The following is a 16857-nucleotide window of genomic DNA, read 5'->3' on the forward strand; positions in this document are numbered from 1 at the left end:
TGGGAATGCAGACTTTGACGCTCTGCGTCACGACGGTGCCAGGCGTTGCATCAGTGGTGCGGCAGGAACGCGGAGCGTCCCGGGCTGCATTCCCACGCAGAGCGTGGGAACGATCAGGTCAGGGGTTCTTCTTCAGAGGGGCAGGATCATCTCGTGCCACGCCATCCCGCCGTGGTCGGACTCGGACGGTTTGATGTAGGCAAAACCGAATCCGGCGTACAGCGGGATGTGCCGCTCCTTGCACATCAGGTGAATCGTCGCCTTGCCCTGCTCGCGCATGCGTTCGATGAATTCGCCCAGCAGACGCTTGGCCAGGCCCTGGCCCTGATAGTCCGGGTGCACCACCACCGACATGATCACCACGTTCGGCCCCGCCGGGTCGTGGCCGATCAACTCCTTGAACGCCTCGTCGGACATCTGCACGTCAAATGCCGCGCCGGAGTTGATGAAGCCGGCTACCTGCCCGTCCACTTCGGCGACGATGAAACCGTCCGGCCAGGTGGCGATGCGCGTGGCGATCTTTTCGCGGGTCGCGGCTTCGTCGCCTTCATAGGCGAGGGTTTCGATGGCGTAGCAGCGGTCCAGGTCGGCGGCGGTGACGTGGCGGATGACGGTGTTCATGGCGACTCGAAATCAGAGGAAACAAGGCCGCCAAGGATAAAGGAATAAGGTGTTCATATCGATCCGCACGGGCGGCGTAAAGCCTGCGTATAAGCGCTTTTCTTCGGATTCGGGACGGTCTATTTCTGGTGCATGTCTCTGATCAACCGAGGGGGGAACCGTTTATGAGCAGCGTGGAAATCGGTTTGTTGATGGTGTTGGGCATCAGCTTCTTCGGCTTTATTACTCTGGGCATCGACCTGTTGCGGGCACGACGGATCAAGGGCAAATAAAGCCTGATCGGCAGCGCGAAGCGGGTTCGCGCTGCCGGTTATTCGTCAGGTTTTCTTTTCCACCGGGACGCAGATTTCCAGCTTGCCGGTATTGGTTTTTGGATTGAAATCGGCGCTGTAGCGTTCCAGCTCCGGGGCGTTGAGCCCTTTGTATTCGGAATTCGGCAGCCAGGTGTTGTAGATGTAGTCAATGGTCTGCGGCAGCTGATCCAGCGAACCCTTGTGTTCGAACACCGCGTACTGGCGTGGCAGGATTTCGATCCACGGATACTTTTCCTGTGGAAACTCATCGAGCTTGCTGATCTCGACCCCGGCCATGTAGTCAAAACCGCCATTACCGTCGAAATTGCTGCAGACACCGTAAGTCACTTCGCTCTTCTGCCCCGGAATATGCCCGATGTGCGGGATGAGTTTTTCCCACAGTGCAGAGATGTCCCGAACGGTCTCTTTGGTGAAGCGATCGCGAAATCCTGCAATCAGCAGGAAGTGTCCATGTTCGAAGCGAGGTTCAGCCACTTCGACGCGTTTTTGCTCATCCATGACTCGACTCCTTGAACGAAAAAAGTGGGTTCGGCTGGGAGTATAGAAGCCAAACCCGATTCGCACATTTACAGCGTATGCAGGGCCTCGGCGGCGCCGGAACCGACGAACTCGTTATAACCGGATACGATCACGTAGACCGCGAAATAGCAGAAGATCGCTGCCGATGCCATGTAGGAATAGCGCAGCAGTTTGTCGCCCAGCAACTTGCCGCCATGGCTCGCGGCAAAACACAGTCCCGCCGACCACAGCAGCCCGGCGCACAGGAAACCACCGAGAAACAGCGCCGAGCTCAAAGGACCGCCGCCACCGGAACGGGCGATCAACGTGCCGCCCACGGCCGCGAACCAGAGGATGGCGCTCGGCGATGACATGGCGAGAAAGATCCCACGGAAGAATTCCTTGCGATGGGAGTTCTGGCCGACTTCGGCGGTCGCCGCCAATTGCGCCTCGTGGTGGATCGCCGAATAGATCATCTTCGCCGCGAAGTAGATCAACAGCGCTGAACCACCGATCCACAGCACCCAGCGCACGGTTTCGTATTGCAGCAGAACGGTCATTCCGGCCAGCGCCAGCACCGCGTAGATCAGGTCGCCGACGCAGGTGCCGAGACCCAGCGCGAAGCCTTGAAAATAGCCGCGCTGCATCGCCAGGGTGATCATCGCGATGTTGGCCACGCCGATATCCAGGCACAGCGAAAGGCTCAGCAAGAAGCCGCTGGTGAATTCCATTAACCGATTTCCTTGGGAAAAATTTGTTTACAAATGCGCTGGACAGTCTGCCATCGCTGCCCTTATCGTCCGCCACAGGTCACCGCAGTGACCAGCGTCGCTCGGACGGTTCCGGGCGCTTACGTTATCCGAGGCAACAATGGCTGAACAAGGTTCGCCGCGCCGCTTTGCGCGCATTGATCGACTCCCCCCTTACGTTTTCAACATCACCGCCGAGCTGAAGATGGCCGCCCGACGTCGCGGCGAAGACATCATCGACTTGAGCATGGGCAACCCCGACGGCGCCACGCCGCCGCACATCGTTGAAAAACTGGTGCAGGTTGCACAACGCGAAGACACCCACGGTTACTCCACGTCCAAGGGCATTCCGCGCCTGCGCCGGGCGATTTCCAACTGGTACAAGGAACGCTACGAGGTCGAGATCGACCCGGAAAGCGAAGCCATCGTCACCATCGGTTCCAAGGAAGGCCTGGCGCACCTGATGCTGGCGACCCTGGATCAGGGCGACACCGTACTGGTGCCGAACCCGAGCTACCCGATTCACATCTACGGTGCCGTGATTGCCGGCGCCCAGGTGCGGTCGGTGCCGCTGGTGCCGGGCGTGGATTTCTTCGCCGAGCTGGAACGGGCGATTCGCGGCTCGATCCCGAAACCGAAGATGATGATCCTCGGCTTCCCGTCGAACCCGACCGCGCAGTGCGTGGAGCTGGATTTCTTCGAGCGGGTGATTGCTCTCGCCAAACAGTACGACGTGCTGGTGGTGCACGACCTGGCTTACGCCGACATCGTCTACGACGGCTGGAAAGCCCCGTCGATCATGCAGGTGCCGGGCGCCAAGGACATTGCGGTGGAGTTCTTCACCCTGTCCAAGAGCTACAACATGGCGGGCTGGCGGATCGGTTTCATGGTCGGCAATCCGGAACTGGTCAGCGCGCTGGCACGGATCAAAAGCTACCACGACTACGGCACCTTCACCCCGCTGCAGGTGGCCGCGATTGCTGCGCTGGAAGGCGATCAGCAATGCGTGCGCGACATCGCCGAGCAATATCGCCAGCGCCGCAATGTGCTGGTCAAAGGCCTGCATGAGCTGGGCTGGATGGTCGAAAATCCGAAAGCCTCGATGTACGTCTGGGCGAAGATTCCCGACGCCTACGCGCACCTCGGTTCGCTGGAGTTCGCCAAGAAGCTGCTGGCCGAGGCCAAGGTCTGCGTCTCGCCGGGTGTCGGTTTTGGTGAGTACGGCGACGATCACGTGCGCTTCGCACTGATCGAAAACCAGGATCGGATTCGTCAGGCCGTACGCGGGATTCGCGGGATGTTTCGGGCTGATGGCCTGGGCACTAAGTAACTGCCTCCTCCCCACCTGATCGTTCCCACGCTCCGCGTGGGAATGCAGCCCGGGACGCTCCGCGTCCCTGCCGAAAGCGGACGCAGAGCGTCCATTGAGGCATTCCCACGCGGAGCGTGGGAACGATCACTCGCGAATTGCACCCACAAAAAAACCGCATCGCTGCGGTTTTTTTGTGTCTTGCGTTCGACGTTAAACGAACAGCGACAACAACAGAATAAAGCCCAGACCCACCACCGACAGGATGGTTTCCATCGCCGTCCAGGTCTTGAAGGTCTCGGCCACGGTCATGTTGAAGTACTGCTTCACCAGCCAGAAACCGGCGTCGTTGACGTGGGACAGGATCAGCGAGCCGGCACCGGTGGCCAGCACCAGCAGCTCACGGTTCACGCCCGGAATCATCCCTACCACCGGCACCACAATGCCCGCGCCAGTAATGGTCGCCACGGTGGCCGAACCGGTCGCGATGCGGATCACCGCCGCCACCAGCCACGCCAGCAGGATCGGCGAGATCTGCGCGCTGACCGCCATGTGGCCGATCACGTCGCCCACGCCGCTGGTCACCAGCATCTGCTTGAATCCGCCGCCGGCACCGATGATCAGGATGATCGCCGCGGTCGGCGCCAGGCTCGCATCCAGCCATTTGAGCATCTGCTGAGAACCGATGCCCTGCTTGTGACCGAAGGTGTACAGCGACAGCAGCAATGCCAGCAACAGTGCCGAGATCGGGTGACCGATCATGTCCATCCAGGTGCGGAAGAAATGACCGTCCGGCAGCGCCACGTCAGCGAAGGTTTTCAGCAGCATCAGGAACACCGGCAGCAGCACGGTGACCAGGGTGATGCTGAAGCTCGGCAGATTGGCCGAATCGTTTTCACGGGCCAGTTGATCGACCAGTTCCTGATTTGGCGTACCGGGAATGTGCTTGGCGATGAACGTACCGAAGATCGGACCGGCAATGATGGCGGTCGGCAGCGCGACGATCAGACCGTACAGAATGGTCTTGCCGATGTCGGCACCGAACACGCCGATGGCCAGCAGCGGGCCCGGGTGCGGCGGCACCAGACCGTGCACGGCGGACAGGCCGGCGAGCAGCGGGATGCCGATCTTGATGATCGACACACCGGTGCGGCGAGCCACAATGAACACCAGCGGAATCAGCAACACGAAGCCGATTTCGAAGAACAGCGGAATGCCCACCAGGAACGCCGCGAACATCATCGCCCACTGGACCTTGTCCTTGCCGAACGCGCGGATCAGGGTCTGGGCGATCTGATCGGCACCGCCTGACTCGGCCATCATCTTGCCGAGCATCGTACCCAGCGCGAGGATGATGCCGACGAAACCGAGCACGCCACCGAAGCCGTCCTGGAACGCCTTGATGATGGTGCCGATCGGCATGCCGGACGTCAGGCCGAGGAACGCGGCGGCGATGGTCAGGGCAATGAAGGGGTGAATCTTGAATTTGGTGATCAGGACGATGAGTCCGATCACCGTGACCACTGCATCGAGCAGCAGGTAGGCGTCATGGGACATGCCAAACATTGGGGGTGTCTCCTGGTTTGTTGTTGTTATTAAAGCGGGTTAATCAGAAGTCGAAAGGACAGCGCTATCTTCGCAATCACACTCATACCGCCTGTTTCAGGCCATGGGCCTGCCACCAGACGTGGGCTTGCGCCGCCAGTTCTTCAACGCTGTGAATCGAAGCATTCAGGGCCAGGGTCAATGGCTCGCCCTTGGGCGATTCGAGGGTGGCGAACTGGCTTTCGATCAAGGTGGCCGGCATGAAGTGGCCCGGACGGTGGGATACACGTTCGGCGGCGACTTCAGGCGTCAATTCGAGGAACACGAAACCCAGGCCCGGCAAGGCGCTGCGCAGTACTTCGCGATAACTGTGTTTGAGGGCCGAGCAGGTCAGCACCGGGCGTTCGCCCAGGGCATCGACACGACGCAGTTCGTCGCACAGGCTGTCGAGCCAGCCGGCACGGTCTTCGTCGTTCAGGGGGATCCCCGCGCTCATCTTTTCGATGTTCGCGGCCGGATGGAAAGTATCGCCTTCAATGGCAGTGGCGCCGCTCAATTGGCACAGGGCCTCGCTGACGCACGTCTTGCCGCAACCGGCAACGCCCATGATGACCAGGGCGGTGATGGGATGATTCATGTAACACCTCAGCGCGCAGACAGCGCTACCTTTGCTAGCTATGACTCTAGTGCACAGGCAGAAGTTGCCGACGCCTTCTTGTCGTTTTTTTGGGTTGCAGCAGGTTTTGTCGATACGCCAAAAAGCGAGGATCAGGCAGGACCTCGCTTACGCATTTGCAGCTGCATAAGGACAGCGCTACCTTAGTGCCTTGATTTTTGTTTGGCAAGCCGCCCGATGACCACCCCTAAAAACGATAAAAACACCCGCACCACTGGCCGTCCCACCCTTAATGAAGTCGCCCGCCTGGCCGGCGTCAGCCCGATTACCGCCTCCCGCGCCCTGCGTGGGGTCAGCACGGTTGCCACTGAATTGGTAGAAAAAGTCCAGAAAGCCGCGCTGGAACTCAACTATGTGGTCAACCCCGCCGCCCGCGCCCTGGCCTCGGCCCAGAGCCATTCGGTGGTGGTTCTGGTGCCTTCGTTGTCCAACCTGTTGTTCATCGACACCCTGGAAGCCATTCATCGGGTGCTCACGCCGAAGGGCTTCGAAGTGCTGATCGGCAACTTCCACTATTCCCGCGATGAAGAAGAAAACCTGCTGCGCAACTACATGGCCTATCAGCCACGGGGTTTGCTGTTGACCGGCTTCGATCGCACCGAAAGTTCGCGGCGGATGATCGAGGCCAGCAATATTCCCTGCGTCTACATGATGGAGCTGGACAGCGCCGCCGGGGTGAACTGCGTCGGTTTCTCCCAGCTCAGCGCCGGCGAAACGGCTGCCGAACATTTGCTGTCCCGTGGCCGCAAGCGTCTGGCGTACATCGGCGCGCAACTCGATCAGCGCACCCTGCTGCGCGGTGAAGGCTTTCGCAAGGCGTTGCAGAAGGCCGGTCGCTACGACCCGGATCTGGAAGTGCTGACCCCGCGTTCATCGTCCGTGGGCCTGGGTGGCGAGTTGTTCCTGCAATTGCTGGCGGCGCATCCGGATGTCGATGCGATCTTCTTCGGCAATGACGACCTGGCTCAGGGCGCCTTGCTCGAAGCGCTGCGCAACGGGATCAGGATCCCCGAGCAAGTGGCAATCCTCGGCTTCAACGACCTGCCGATGTCCGAGCACATGGTGCCGCGCCTGAGCAGCATCAACACGCCCCGCGAAGCGATCGGCAAGCGTGCAGCGGAACAGATGCTGACATTGATGGCGGGCAACAGCGTGGCGCGGCCGGTGGAAGACATGGGCTTCGAACTCAAAATCCGCGAGAGCACCTGAGCTCTGAGCCTTCTGTTTGATCGTTCCCACGCTCCGCGTGGGAATGCAGCCCGGGACGCTCCGCGTCCCTTCCAGAGCCGGACGCAGAGCGTCCATTGAGGCATTCCCACGCGGAGCGTGGGAACGATCACCGTCCGAGTATTTCAACCAATGCCGCCGCACCCTTCTGCAACGGCTGGCTCTTGAGCCATACCGCATGCACCGGCAGCACCAGGCCGTTTTCGATGTTGCGGAAATTCAGGCGTTTCAGCCGTCCGCTATCAAACCAGGGCTGCACCACCGACAGCGGAAAATTGCCCCAGCCCAACCCTGCCTCGACCATCTCCAGCGCCGTTTCCAGGTTGTCGGTGCGCCAGTGGGATTCGGCCACCAGCGGCCGGGTTTCGCTGATCGGCAAATCACGACTGCCGACGACGATCTGCCGCACATGCACCAAGTCCTCGAGAAACAGATCCTGCCCCTGCAACAACGGGCTGTCCGCCGCCAGCGTGGCGATCATCCGTTCACTGCCGACGAACTGAAAACGCTCCAGCACATTCACGCTCAACCCGGCGAACGCCAGACACACGCTGATTCGACCACTGTGAAGCATCGCCAGCACGTCATCTTGCGGTGCAGTCAGCACTTCAATGTCGAGCAGCGGATGACGCTCGCTGATGTCCTTGATCGCTGTCAGCAAACGTCGGCGGTCGATATCCGCCGCCACACCTATCGACAACTTGCTCTCCAGCCCCAGCGACAACTGCACCGCATGCACCTGCAATTGCTTGAGCTGATCGGCGATCAGCCGCGCATGGGGCACCAGCGACAGCGCCATTGCCGTCGGTTGCGGTTCGCGGTGGCTGCGGTCGAACAACGAGTAACCGAGTTCGGCCTCCAGATTGCCGATGGCCATGCTCACCGCCGACGGGACTTTGCCCAATGCCCTGGCCGCTGCGGAAAACGAGCCGCGCTCAATCACGGCGAGAAACAGTTCGATGCTTTCACTGTTGAAATTCACTTCACACACCTATCAATAAAACTGAAAGCTACTGACTTTTTCTGTCACCTGCATTGAAGCTATCTTTCGTCGCCTTCGCCAGCCCCACTGGCCACAAGTCGCAAGAAAGAGGCAATTCCCCATGCAAGGCGTCAAACGCAAACTGGTCTATGTGTCGCTCTATGAAGTGATCGGCATGACCTTCTCGGCCCTGGGCCTCGCCCTGTTGTCCGGCACTTCGCCCGGCAGCACCGGCCCGCTGGCGGTGATCATCACCAGCATCGCCGTGACCTGGAATTTCATTTACACCTCGCTGTTCGAGCGCTGGGAAAGCCGCCAGGTGTCGCGCACCCGCACGGTGAAACGGCGCATCGCCCACGCCGTCGGTTTCCAGCTGACGCTGATCGTGTTCCTGATTCCGCTGATCGCGTGGTGGATGAACATCAGTCTGGTGCAGGCCTTTTTGCTGGATCTGGCACTGATCGTGTTCATCCCCTGCTACACCTTCGCATTCAACTGGCTGTTCGACCGGGTGTTTGGCTTGCCAGCGTCTGCGCTACCCGATCCGGCCCCCGCGACATAAATCGTTAATTGGTAAGCGGATATTGCAAGAAATCGGCGGTTTTCCCTCACCAACCGCCGATATAAACAATCCTTGATTTCCGATAGCAGGCTAAGCTTTTCCATCAATAAAAAATGGATCAGCCCATGACTGCACACGCCCCCGCCGCGCAACGCGACGGCATCGACCCGATACGCGCCGCCGAGATTTCCGCCCGCATCGACCGCCTCCCCGCAGTCGCCCCCCTCTGGCGGCTGGTGGCGCTGCTGTCGATCGGTGGTTTTTTCGAACTCTACGACCTGTTCCAGACCGCCTACATCAGCCCCGGCCTGATCCGCGATGGCATCTTCGCCACCGGCAATCAGGGCGTGTTCGGTTTCTCCGATCAGGCTGCGTTCGCCTCAGCGACGTTCCTCGGTTTGTTTCTCGGCGCCAGTCTGCTGAGCCCGATGGCCGATCGGTTCGGTCGGCGGGCGATCTTCACCTTCGCGCTGGTCTGGTACACCGTGGCCACGGTACTGATGGGCGTGCAGAGTTCGGCGTTGGGGATCATCTGCATGCGTTTTCTGGTGGGCATCGGCCTCGGCATCGAACTGGTGACCATCGACGCCTACCTCTCGGAACTGGTGCCCAAGCGCATGCGCAGTTCGGCGTTTGCCTTCGCGTTTTTCGTGCAGTTCCTGTCGGTGCCAGCGGTGGCGCTGATGTCCTGGTGGCTGGTGCCACAGGCGCCGTTCGGGGTTTCCGGCTGGCGTTGGGTGGTGTTGGCCAGTGCGGTGTTTGCGCTGTTCATCTGGTGGCTGCGCAAGCGTCTGCCGGAGTCACCGCGCTGGCTGGCCCAGCATGGCCGTTTCGATGAGGCGAACCGGATTCTCGACGGCATCGAGGCGCGCTGCGAAAAGGATCACCGCCAGCCACTGGATGCGCCGGAAGCGGTAGCCGTCGACGTCGAAGGCAAGGGCCGTTTCGCCGATATCTGGCAGCCACCGTACCGGCGCCGGGCGCTGATGCTGATCGTCTTTCACATCTTCCAGGCGATCGGTTTCTTCGGCTTCGGCAACTGGCTGCCAGCATTGCTCTCCGGCCAGGGCGTCAGCGTCACGCACAGCCTGATGTACGCGTTCATCATCACCCTCGCCTACCCGCTCGGGCCGCTGCTGTTCGTCAAATTCGCCAACCGCTTCGAGAACAAATGGCAGATCGTCGGTTCAGCCCTCGGTGCCATGACTTTCGGTACCTTGTTCGCGTTGCAGACCAGCGCCTTCGGCCTGATCTTCTGCGGGGTGATGATCACCTTCTGCAACGCCTGGCTGAGCTTCAGTTACCACTCCTATCAGAGCGAACTGTTCCCCACCAACATCCGCGCCCGGGCGGTGGGGTTCTGCTATTCGTTCAGTCGCTTGTCGACGGTGTTCAGCAGCCTGCTGATCGGTCTGTTCCTCGATCACTTCGGGACACCGGGCGTGTTGGCGTTCATCGTCGCCAGCATGCTGATCGTGATGCTGACCATCGGCTACTTCGGCCCTCGCACCCGTAACCTGGCGCTGGAAAACATCGCTCATCGCTGACGGACAACGGTCATCCCCTGCCGCCCTCCGGCAAGGGATGACCGCTTTGCCGGTTCACCAAAAACCACAAGCCATTGAAATAAAATAAATTATTAGATAGGCATGGTAATTGCTCCCTAGGGCTGACAGTCATTACCTACAGGTCCTTTCATCATGTTGGTCAGTGCAAAACAACAGCAAATCATCCACCTGCCCAAGCCGCTGAATGACGATGCAACCGCCACGGCCGCGGCCGGCCTGCAAGGCGGTCTGCATGGCGCGATGCTGCAAACCCTGCAAAACCAGGCCCAGGCGCAAACCGCCGAAGCCAACGCCAAAGTGCAGGAATCAGCCACCCAACTGGCGACCCAGCAAGTCAGCGAAGCCACGCGTATCAGCGACAACGTCGACGAAGCGTTCGCCAAGACCCGCGTCGCCCTGCAAACCTCCGATACTTCGCCGAGCAAATCCACAGGCTCATCGGCCCTGGATGAATTCAAGGACTACATGAGCAAAACGCCGGAACAGCGTCTGCGCGACAGTATCCTCAAGGAAATGGGCCTGACCGAGGACGACATCAAAGCCATGCCGCCGGAGAAACAACTGGCCATCGGCAAAGAAATCGCCGAGCGACTGCAGGACAAGATGAAGCTGGCCGAAGCCGAGAAGCAGAACAAGCAAGACGCCAACTCGGCGAAGATCAGCGACGAGTCGGCGGACAAGTTCCTCGCTTCGCTCTAAGAAGATCCCTTCCCTCAGCAGAGTCTCACTCGAGACTCTGACCTCACCGTCCGGTTACCGCTAGTCGATTTCTTACTCCCGAGAGTCGATACCTGTAAGTTCTGACAGTTGTCCTCCCCATCAAAGCTGAAACAACATCAACCGTGAAGGAGCAATGCCGCTCCGCCAGCAGCTCAGCCAAGAAAAGGAATTAAAAATGAACGTGGAAAACAACGCAGTTGGGCTATTTGGTTTAAAAGTGAGCGAAAACGGTGGCCCGGAAGAAACCATCACCACTACTGAGCTCTTTTTCATCGTCACCTCAAAAAAGCTACGTGTCGGCGGTTTCCAAGTAGGTCCCAACGGGTTACGAGGTGCCCAAGTGGACATCAATGGTGAGATCAAAACTGGCACATATCCCTTCACAAAGGACCTTAGCGTCACTGGTTTTTATAATCAAAGCGGATTGGTCAGCTCTTGGCCTGCAGTTACAGAGGGCGGGGAAATAACAATTCTGGAAGTAGACGTTACGAAAAGGTTTGCAAGAGGAACCTTCAAGTTCAGGGCAGAAGAGCGTGACAACGCGTCCAATTATGCAAATGCCATTGGTAGCTTTTCCTTGACCGAAAAAGAGTGATCGAGAAAATTTTGCCCCTCTATACAGAGGGGCAATTCCCAAGTCGCTACTCTAATCTCAACGTCTCATTGAACTGACTGATCGCATCCACCACATGCCGCGAGCCCTGCTGAATCTCCCGAATCGCATCCCCCGCCTCGTTCGCCAGTTCCACCCCGAGCCCGGTGCGGCTCAGGCTCGACTGCATGCTCGACACTGCGCTCAGTGACAACTCATGGTTCTTGCGCACCACGTCGACGATCTCCAGGGTCGCCTGACTGGTCCGCGCCGCAAGACTGCGCACTTCGTCCGCCACCACCGCAAAACCCCGCCCGTGCTCACCCGCCCGCGCCGCTTCAATGGCGGCATTGAGCGCCAGCAGGTTGGTCTGATCGGCAATGCCGCGAATGGTCTGAACGATGGTGCCGATGATGTCCGACTGTTTGCTGACCGCATCGATGCTCAGCGCCGCTTCGTTGAGGTCGCGGGAAATGTCCTGAATGATCTGCACCGTTTGCTGCACGACCTGTGAGCCTTTTTGCGCGCAGGCGTCGTTTTGTACCGAGGTGCTGTGGGCCGATTCCGCAGCGGTCTGCAAGGTAGTCATCTGGTGGGTGATATCGCTGGCGAACTTCACCACTTTGTACAAACGGCCCTTGGCGTCGAACAGCGGGTTGTATGAGGCTTCGAGGTAAACGGTCTGCCCGGACTTGTTCTTGCGCTCGAAGCGGTGCGAGTGATATTCGCCGCGATTGAGCGATGCCCAGAACGCCTTGTACTGCGCGGACTCGGCCTCGACCCGGTGACAGAACAGACTGTGGTGATGGCCGACGATTTCGTTGAGCGAGTACTGCATGGTCTTGAGGAAGTTGTCGTTGGCCGTGATCACATTGCCTTCCGGGGTGAACTCGATCACTGCCATCGAGCGACCGATGGCGGCCAGCATGCTTTCTTCTTCCTTTTCCTTGTTCACGCGCGCCGTTATGTCCGACGCCACTTTGATCACACTTCGGACCTGTTTGTCCGGGCCATACACCGGCATGTAACTGGCTTCGAGCCAGATCTCCCGCCCACTCTTGTTCAAGCGCAGGAAAGTCCCGCTGATGGGTTCGCCACGGGCCAGGTCACGCCACAACTTGGCGTATTCCTCGCTGCGATAAAATTCTTCTTCACAAAAAATCCGGTGATGTTTGCCACGCACTTCATCGGCGCTGTAGCCCATGGTCTTGCAGAAGTTCTCATTGGCATCCAGAACGATGCCCTCGGGGGTGAATTCGATCATTGCCATCGAACGGCTGATCGCCGCCAGCTTGGCGTTGGCTTCGGTCAGGGCACAGCTGAAACGTTCGATTTCCTGCAGATCAGCCTTGTGATGTAGGTTGAACATGTCTCTATCACCTTCCGCGCGTTCTTTTGATTTGATGAAAGTTCAGGTCTTTCAGAATCCACCACTACGTTCCACAGAACAGGCACACGCCTTCCTCCACGGGAGGAAGTTGTCAGGTGATAAACGATGATTAATCAAAGAGTCCATGCAGCGACGCTCTAATCAAGACATCCTTTTCTTGATAGCCCGCGGGCGGGCCATTCCTAACATGCAGAAGAACTTCCATTTAAAAAACAGCTCCTTGTCGGTCAAGTGTCGGTGCCTTGGATTGCGCACTCTGGCAGCTTTGTTCACGGCTAACCGATTGCCGTCGGAGCGCTTTGAATGGCGGTCGACATAGTTAGTTATGAATGAGCATAGACAGCGCAAGGCCTTGCGCAAGGCCACTAGTCGGCCAGTAATGCGGGAGTTCGGACAGGAAGCGGACGAGAAACGGTTCAGCGCAAAAACGTTTTTGCCGGTCGGACGCCATCGCGGGCAAGCCGCGCTCCCACAGGTACCACGCTGGCTTTAACATTGCGCACAACCCTGTGGGAGCGGGCCTGCCCGCGATGGTGTCGGTGCAGCACTACAAAAACATCGGAAAGAACTACAAACTGCTGCTCACCTTGTTTGCCACATCACCCGGAACCCAAGGCTTCCACACTTGCGGTTGATCGCGCAGAAACGCTTCGGCGACCTGGCGTGGCTGCTGGCGCTTCTCGCTCATCCCGGCCAGGGTCTGGTTCAGCAGATCGATCGGCAAATCGACTTTCTCAAAGAACGTCACCAGCTCCGGGTACTGCGCCTTGAACGGCGCCGACACGCCAATCGCCAGGCTCGCCGGCATCGAGCGGGTGCCTCTCGGATTGGGGTTGGTGGCATCGGCCAGGGTTTTCCAGGCTTCGGCGTCGAACGGTGGCTCTTCCAGCTTCACCAGTTTGAAGCGACCGAGCAGCGGCGTCGGCGACCAGTAGTAGAACAGCACCGGTTTGCCGCGCTTGATCGACGACGCCACCTCGGCATCCAGCGCCGCGCCGGAGCCGGTGCGGAAGTTGACGTAACTGTCGTTCAACGCATACGCCTTGAGTTTCTGGCTGTTGACGATTTCCGAAGTCCAGCCGGTCGGGCTGTTGAGGAAGCGCCCGCGGCTCGGGTCTTCCGGGTCCTTGAACACATCCTTGTAGCGCGGCAGATCGGCCACGGATTTCAGTTCCGGCGCCAGCGGTTTGATCCCGCGCTCCGGGTCGCCCTTGATCACGTATTCCGGCACCCACCAGCCTTCGGTGGCGCCCTTCACCGTGTCGCCGAGGCCGAACACCTTGCCCTCGGCGGCAGCCTTGACCCACGCGGGACTACGCCCTGCCCACTCTTCGCCGATCACCTGAATGTCGTTTTTCGCCAGCGCCGCTTCCAGGCTGACGGTGCTGCCCGGCAGCGTGTCGGTCGGGTAGCCGTAGCCTTTCTCGACGATCAGGCGCAGCACTTCGGTGATGAAACTGCCACTTTCCCAGGTGATGTCACCGAAGTGAATCGGCGCGGTTTTTTCCGCTGCCACGGCGTGGCCGGCAGTCAGGGTCAGGGCCAGCAGCGAACTGCCGAGCAGGGTTTTGAGCGATCTCATGCGGACCTCTTGTTCTGGGAGGAAGTCAGGGTTTGGTTGGCGCTGTGGCGGTTGCACAGGGCCTGGGAACGGGTCATGTACAGGCTCACCGAACGCTGGGAGATGCCCAGTTCGGCAGCGATTTGCGGGTAGGTCAGGCCGTCAATGCGCGCCAGCAGAAAGGTCGAGCGGACTTTGCCCGGCAGGCGCTGGAGCGTGCGGTCCAAATGCTTGAGGCTTTGCGACAGGTCGGCGAGTTCTTCGGGAGACGGCGGGTGATCGAGGTCGCCCTGTTGCAGTTGGTGCAGATGTCGACGCTCCAGATCGCCCCGCCGCCAGCGCTCGTACAGCAGGCGTTGGGCGATGGTGGTGAGCAAGGCGCGGGGTTCACGGATGGCGGTCAGGCCCGGGGCTTCGAGCAGTTGCGCGAAGGTTTCGGCGGCGATGTCTTCGGCGGTGGCCGCATCATTCGATTGCCGACGCAGACGTGTGCACAACCACTGGTAATGGTCGCCAAACAACGTGTGCACATGATTGCGATGGGATGAGTCGGCGCCGGACATGGGGGCTCCTTGGTCAAGGGTCGCTGAATGTCCGGTCGTCCGGTGGCGCGATCCTAGCAAGGCGCCTTATGCGTTAAAAATACTTAAAAAGAATTTTTATATTCCATTAGTGAATTACAAGAGACTGCTAGCGCAAGCGGCCATAACCCAGTTCTTCGGCCTCGCGCTGATAATCCAGCAGGACGAGGTAATCGCTTTCACTGGCGGGCAGGACTTCGGGCAAACCGAGGATGCGGGCCACATCGGGCAGGTCTTGAAGGCTGCGATTCATCGCCCGGCGCAGGTGTTCAATCTGTTCGTCCGTCGTGCTGGCAGCGGTGATGAAGGGCAAGGTCGGGCTGAACGCACTGCGTGCCACCACCCGCAAGCCGCTGACCTCTGCGGCGGCGTACTGCGCCAGGTACGCGAAGGTCACGCTGTCGATGGCTGCCAGATCGGCGCGGTCTTCGCGCAACCAGCGCAGGCTTTCGCGATGCCCGCCACTGATGCCCACAGAGGCGTAAAACTGACCGTCCCGATGCAGCGGCGCCAAACGCTGACGCAACAGGTTCATGCCGCTGTTGGAGTCCTCGCTGTTGATCACCCCGCGACTGTCGAAGAACTCCGCCAGATTGCGGCGCGGATCCTCGGCGCGGGCGAGGATCAGGCTGCAATGGTTGCCGGCGCTGGCGTCGGGCAATTCGTAGCGCGGACGGCCGACAATCCTGACCTGCCCACGCAGCGCGGTCATCAGCGGATAGCCGCAGGTCTGGGTCAGCAGCAACTCAGGCGAACGCCAGAGTTCAAGCAGCGACAGGCCTTCGGCATCGAGCCGCGAACGGCCCAGGTGTTCGAGAATCCGCGCCAGCCACTGCTCGTTCGCCGCGCGAATCGGCTCGGGTGCGATGTACATCAACAGTTCTGCGTAACCTGACGTCATGCTGGCCTCAAATAAAAGGATGCTGCGGGCTGTCGATCGGCTTGATGCCGTGCCGGCGCCACAGTTGCCCATAACCTTGCACCAGAAACCCGCCGCTGCGCGCCACCCATTGCTCCCGGCGCATGTGATAGGCCTTGGGCAAGTCGTACCACGCCAGCTTCGGCAAGTCGTGGTGTACCAGATGGAAATTCAGGTTCAGGAACAGCCAGCGCCATGGCCATCCGGCTTCGTTGAGTACCGTGCGCTGTTCCGGCCTCTCGTGCGGTCGGTGTTCATAGTAGGAGCGGACCATCGCGATCGACAGCGCCGGCACACTGATCAAAAACAGGTAATGCCACACCGGCAACACGCTGTAGCGCGCGATGAAGAACAGCATCAGCACGGTCAGGGCGCCGTGGGTCAGCCACATCAGCCAGGCCTGGCGCTCGCCGCTTTTCAGACGTTGCAGTTCTTCACCGGCCAGCGCCAGCAACGCCAGCGGCGCACCAAGAATGAAGCGGCCCAATACGGTCTTGTTCAGCCAGTGCAGACTGCGTTCGAACAACGAACGGCCCTGCCAGCGCTCGGCGCTCAGGTAACGGCTTTCGGGATCGACGCCGGGAATCGTCAGGTCTTCGTCGCGATGGTGCTGCAAATGGCTGTCGCGATAGAGCGTGTAGGGATACCACACCGCAAATGGCGCATAGCCGAGGATTTTGTTGACGAAGGTCCAGCGCGTCGGATGACCGTGGAGCAATTCGTGCTGCACCGACAGCCACAGCACCAGTAACGGAATCAGCAGCAGCGTGCTCCACCCGAGGCCGAGCCATTCACTGCCCAGCACAATCGCGAACCAGCCGCCGTACACGCCGATCAGCAGCAGCCAGGTCGGCCACTCGGTGCGGGCGGTGAAGCGCTGGCGCAGGGTTTCGATCTGTTGGCGATGGGCATCGTCGAAATAGTGGGGCATGGCGTGGCTCGGAACGAGGGTCTGATCGTTCTGTGCAGCACCAACGGGAAATCTTGCAGATTATTTTTGCGGTTTTTTTAAGGACGCTGATTTCAAGGACAAGACAGGAGCC

17 protein-coding genes and 1 pseudogene are annotated in these 16857 nt (G+C 59.7%); 6 read left to right on the forward strand and 12 right to left on the reverse strand.

Annotated elements, in window-relative coordinates; translation table 11 throughout:
• Positions 1-132: 132 nt before the first annotated feature.
• The 3 genes from ACEN93_RS09820 to ACEN93_RS09830 all read right to left on the reverse strand — a co-directional run bounded on the left by ACEN93_RS09820 (position 133) and on the right by ACEN93_RS09830 (position 2164).
• On the reverse strand, positions 133-621 hold the full coding sequence (locus tag ACEN93_RS09820; protein ID WP_103386035.1) for a GNAT family N-acetyltransferase: 489 nt from the start codon (positions 619-621) through the stop codon (positions 133-135).
• A 317-nt stretch (positions 622-938) separates the two neighbouring features.
• Positions 939-1433: a GyrI-like domain-containing protein gene (locus ACEN93_RS09825; protein WP_039766149.1), complete on the reverse strand. Its 495-nt coding sequence runs from the start codon at positions 1431-1433 to the stop codon at positions 939-941.
• A 68-nt stretch (positions 1434-1501) separates the two neighbouring features.
• Complete coding sequence (locus ACEN93_RS09830) at positions 1502-2164, reverse strand: LysE family translocator (RefSeq protein WP_039766147.1); 663 nt, start codon at positions 2162-2164, stop codon at positions 1502-1504.
• A gap of 139 nt (positions 2165-2303) precedes the next feature.
• Between ACEN93_RS09830 and alaC the strand changes: the two genes are divergently transcribed.
• Positions 2304-3512: an alanine transaminase gene (alaC, locus tag ACEN93_RS09835; protein ID WP_074688274.1), complete on the forward strand. Its 1209-nt coding sequence runs from the start codon at positions 2304-2306 to the stop codon at positions 3510-3512.
• Positions 3513-3704: 192 nt separating this feature from the next.
• On the opposite strand, the gene ACEN93_RS09840 is transcribed toward alaC, so the two are convergent.
• Entirely contained in the window at positions 3705-5057 is a 1353-nt protein-coding gene (locus ACEN93_RS09840; protein WP_011335581.1) for a GntP family permease, read from the reverse strand.
• Positions 5058-5139: 82 nt separating this feature from the next.
• Positions 5140-5673, reverse strand: a complete 534-nt coding sequence (locus ACEN93_RS09845) for a gluconokinase (RefSeq protein ID WP_011335582.1) — start codon at positions 5671-5673, stop codon at positions 5140-5142.
• Positions 5674-5889: 216 nt separating this feature from the next.
• Here ACEN93_RS09845 and gntR point away from each other — a divergent pair, with 216 nt between their 5' ends.
• A complete protein-coding gene (gene gntR, locus ACEN93_RS09850) occupies positions 5890-6921 on the forward strand; it encodes an HTH-type transcriptional regulator GntR (RefSeq protein ID WP_039766142.1) in 1032 nt (343 codons plus the stop codon).
• Positions 6922-7048: 127 nt separating this feature from the next.
• Here gntR and ACEN93_RS09855 read toward each other — a convergent pair whose 3' ends face one another.
• Positions 7049-7921 carry a LysR family transcriptional regulator gene (locus ACEN93_RS09855; protein WP_074688276.1) on the reverse strand — a complete coding sequence of 291 codons (873 nt, stop codon included), beginning with the start codon at positions 7919-7921 and terminating at the stop codon, positions 7049-7051.
• A gap of 121 nt (positions 7922-8042) precedes the next feature.
• On the opposite strand from ACEN93_RS09855, the gene ACEN93_RS09860 reads away from it, so the two are divergent.
• From ACEN93_RS09860 to ACEN93_RS09875, 4 genes are all read left to right on the forward strand, one after another.
• Positions 8043-8483, forward strand: coding sequence for a PACE efflux transporter (locus ACEN93_RS09860; RefSeq protein ID WP_495611353.1), 441 nt, complete (start codon positions 8043-8045; stop codon positions 8481-8483).
• Between the two features lie 125 nt (positions 8484-8608).
• Positions 8609-10030 carry an MFS transporter gene (locus ACEN93_RS09865; protein WP_495611354.1) on the forward strand — a complete coding sequence of 474 codons (1422 nt, stop codon included), beginning with the start codon at positions 8609-8611 and terminating at the stop codon, positions 10028-10030.
• Positions 10031-10183: 153 nt separating this feature from the next.
• Positions 10184-10750: a hypothetical protein gene (locus ACEN93_RS09870; protein ID WP_085667971.1), complete on the forward strand. Its 567-nt coding sequence runs from the start codon at positions 10184-10186 to the stop codon at positions 10748-10750.
• 154 nt (positions 10751-10904) lie between these two features.
• Entirely contained in the window at positions 10905-11366 is a 462-nt protein-coding gene (locus ACEN93_RS09875) for a hypothetical protein (RefSeq protein WP_074688282.1), read from the forward strand.
• Between the two features lie 46 nt (positions 11367-11412).
• On the opposite strand, the gene ACEN93_RS09880 is transcribed toward ACEN93_RS09875, so the two are convergent.
• From ACEN93_RS09880 to ACEN93_RS09905, 6 genes and pseudogenes are all read right to left on the reverse strand, one after another.
• Complete coding sequence (locus tag ACEN93_RS09880; protein ID WP_495611551.1) at positions 11413-11952, reverse strand: methyl-accepting chemotaxis protein; 540 nt, start codon at positions 11950-11952, stop codon at positions 11413-11415.
• A gap of 9 nt (positions 11953-11961) precedes the next feature.
• Positions 11962-12732: pseudogene (locus ACEN93_RS09885) on the reverse strand (PAS domain-containing protein); the annotation flags it as partial.
• A gap of 589 nt (positions 12733-13321) precedes the next feature.
• Positions 13322-14335: an ABC transporter substrate-binding protein gene (locus tag ACEN93_RS09890; protein WP_039766125.1), complete on the reverse strand. Its 1014-nt coding sequence runs from the start codon at positions 14333-14335 to the stop codon at positions 13322-13324.
• A complete protein-coding gene (locus ACEN93_RS09895) occupies positions 14332-14877 on the reverse strand; it encodes a sigma-70 family RNA polymerase sigma factor (RefSeq protein ID WP_039766123.1) in 546 nt (181 codons plus the stop codon). Before ACEN93_RS09895 ends, ACEN93_RS09890 begins: the two co-directional genes overlap by 4 nt.
• Before the next feature lie 127 nt (positions 14878-15004).
• On the reverse strand, positions 15005-15796 hold the full coding sequence (locus ACEN93_RS09900) for a phosphate/phosphite/phosphonate ABC transporter substrate-binding protein (protein WP_074688290.1): 792 nt from the start codon (positions 15794-15796) through the stop codon (positions 15005-15007).
• Between the two features lie 7 nt (positions 15797-15803).
• On the reverse strand, positions 15804-16745 hold the full coding sequence (locus ACEN93_RS09905) for a fatty acid desaturase (RefSeq protein ID WP_495611355.1): 942 nt from the start codon (positions 16743-16745) through the stop codon (positions 15804-15806).
• Positions 16746-16857 lie beyond the last annotated feature (112 nt).

It is taken from the genome of Pseudomonas sp. Pseusp21 (assembly GCF_059492145.1).

Coding starts and splice junctions, on each gene's coding strand:
- alaC (WP_074688274.1), top strand. CDS start 2,304: ATGGCTGAACAAGGTTCGCCGCGCCGCTTTGCGCGCATTGATCGACTC.
- ACEN93_RS09875 (WP_074688282.1), top strand. CDS start 10,905: ATGCCGCTCCGCCAGCAGCTCAGCCAAGAAAAGGAATTAAAAATGAAC.
- ACEN93_RS09890 (WP_039766125.1), bottom strand. CDS start 14,335: ATGAGATCGCTCAAAACCCTGCTCGGCAGTTCGCTGCTGGCCCTGACC.
- ACEN93_RS09845 (WP_011335582.1), bottom strand. CDS start 5,673: ATGAATCATCCCATCACCGCCCTGGTCATCATGGGCGTTGCCGGTTGC.
- ACEN93_RS09830 (WP_039766147.1), bottom strand. CDS start 2,164: ATGGAATTCACCAGCGGCTTCTTGCTGAGCCTTTCGCTGTGCCTGGAT.
- ACEN93_RS09905 (WP_495611355.1), bottom strand. CDS start 16,745: ATGCCCCACTATTTCGACGATGCCCATCGCCAACAGATCGAAACCCTG.
- ACEN93_RS09860 (WP_495611353.1), top strand. CDS start 8,043: ATGCAAGGCGTCAAACGCAAACTGGTCTATGTGTCGCTCTATGAAGTG.
- ACEN93_RS09895 (WP_039766123.1), bottom strand. CDS start 14,877: ATGTCCGGCGCCGACTCATCCCATCGCAATCATGTGCACACGTTGTTT.
- ACEN93_RS09900 (WP_074688290.1), bottom strand. CDS start 15,796: ATGACGTCAGGTTACGCAGAACTGTTGATGTACATCGCACCCGAGCCG.
- ACEN93_RS09840 (WP_011335581.1), bottom strand. CDS start 5,057: ATGTTTGGCATGTCCCATGACGCCTACCTGCTGCTCGATGCAGTGGTC.
- ACEN93_RS09820 (WP_103386035.1), bottom strand. CDS start 621: ATGAACACCGTCATCCGCCACGTCACCGCCGCCGACCTGGACCGCTGC.
- ACEN93_RS09865 (WP_495611354.1), top strand. CDS start 8,609: ATGACTGCACACGCCCCCGCCGCGCAACGCGACGGCATCGACCCGATA.
- ACEN93_RS09870 (WP_085667971.1), top strand. CDS start 10,184: ATGTTGGTCAGTGCAAAACAACAGCAAATCATCCACCTGCCCAAGCCG.
- ACEN93_RS09825 (WP_039766149.1), bottom strand. CDS start 1,433: ATGGATGAGCAAAAACGCGTCGAAGTGGCTGAACCTCGCTTCGAACAT.
- ACEN93_RS09880 (WP_495611551.1), bottom strand. CDS start 11,952: ATGACTACCTTGCAGACCGCTGCGGAATCGGCCCACAGCACCTCGGTA.
- gntR (WP_039766142.1), top strand. CDS start 5,890: ATGACCACCCCTAAAAACGATAAAAACACCCGCACCACTGGCCGTCCC.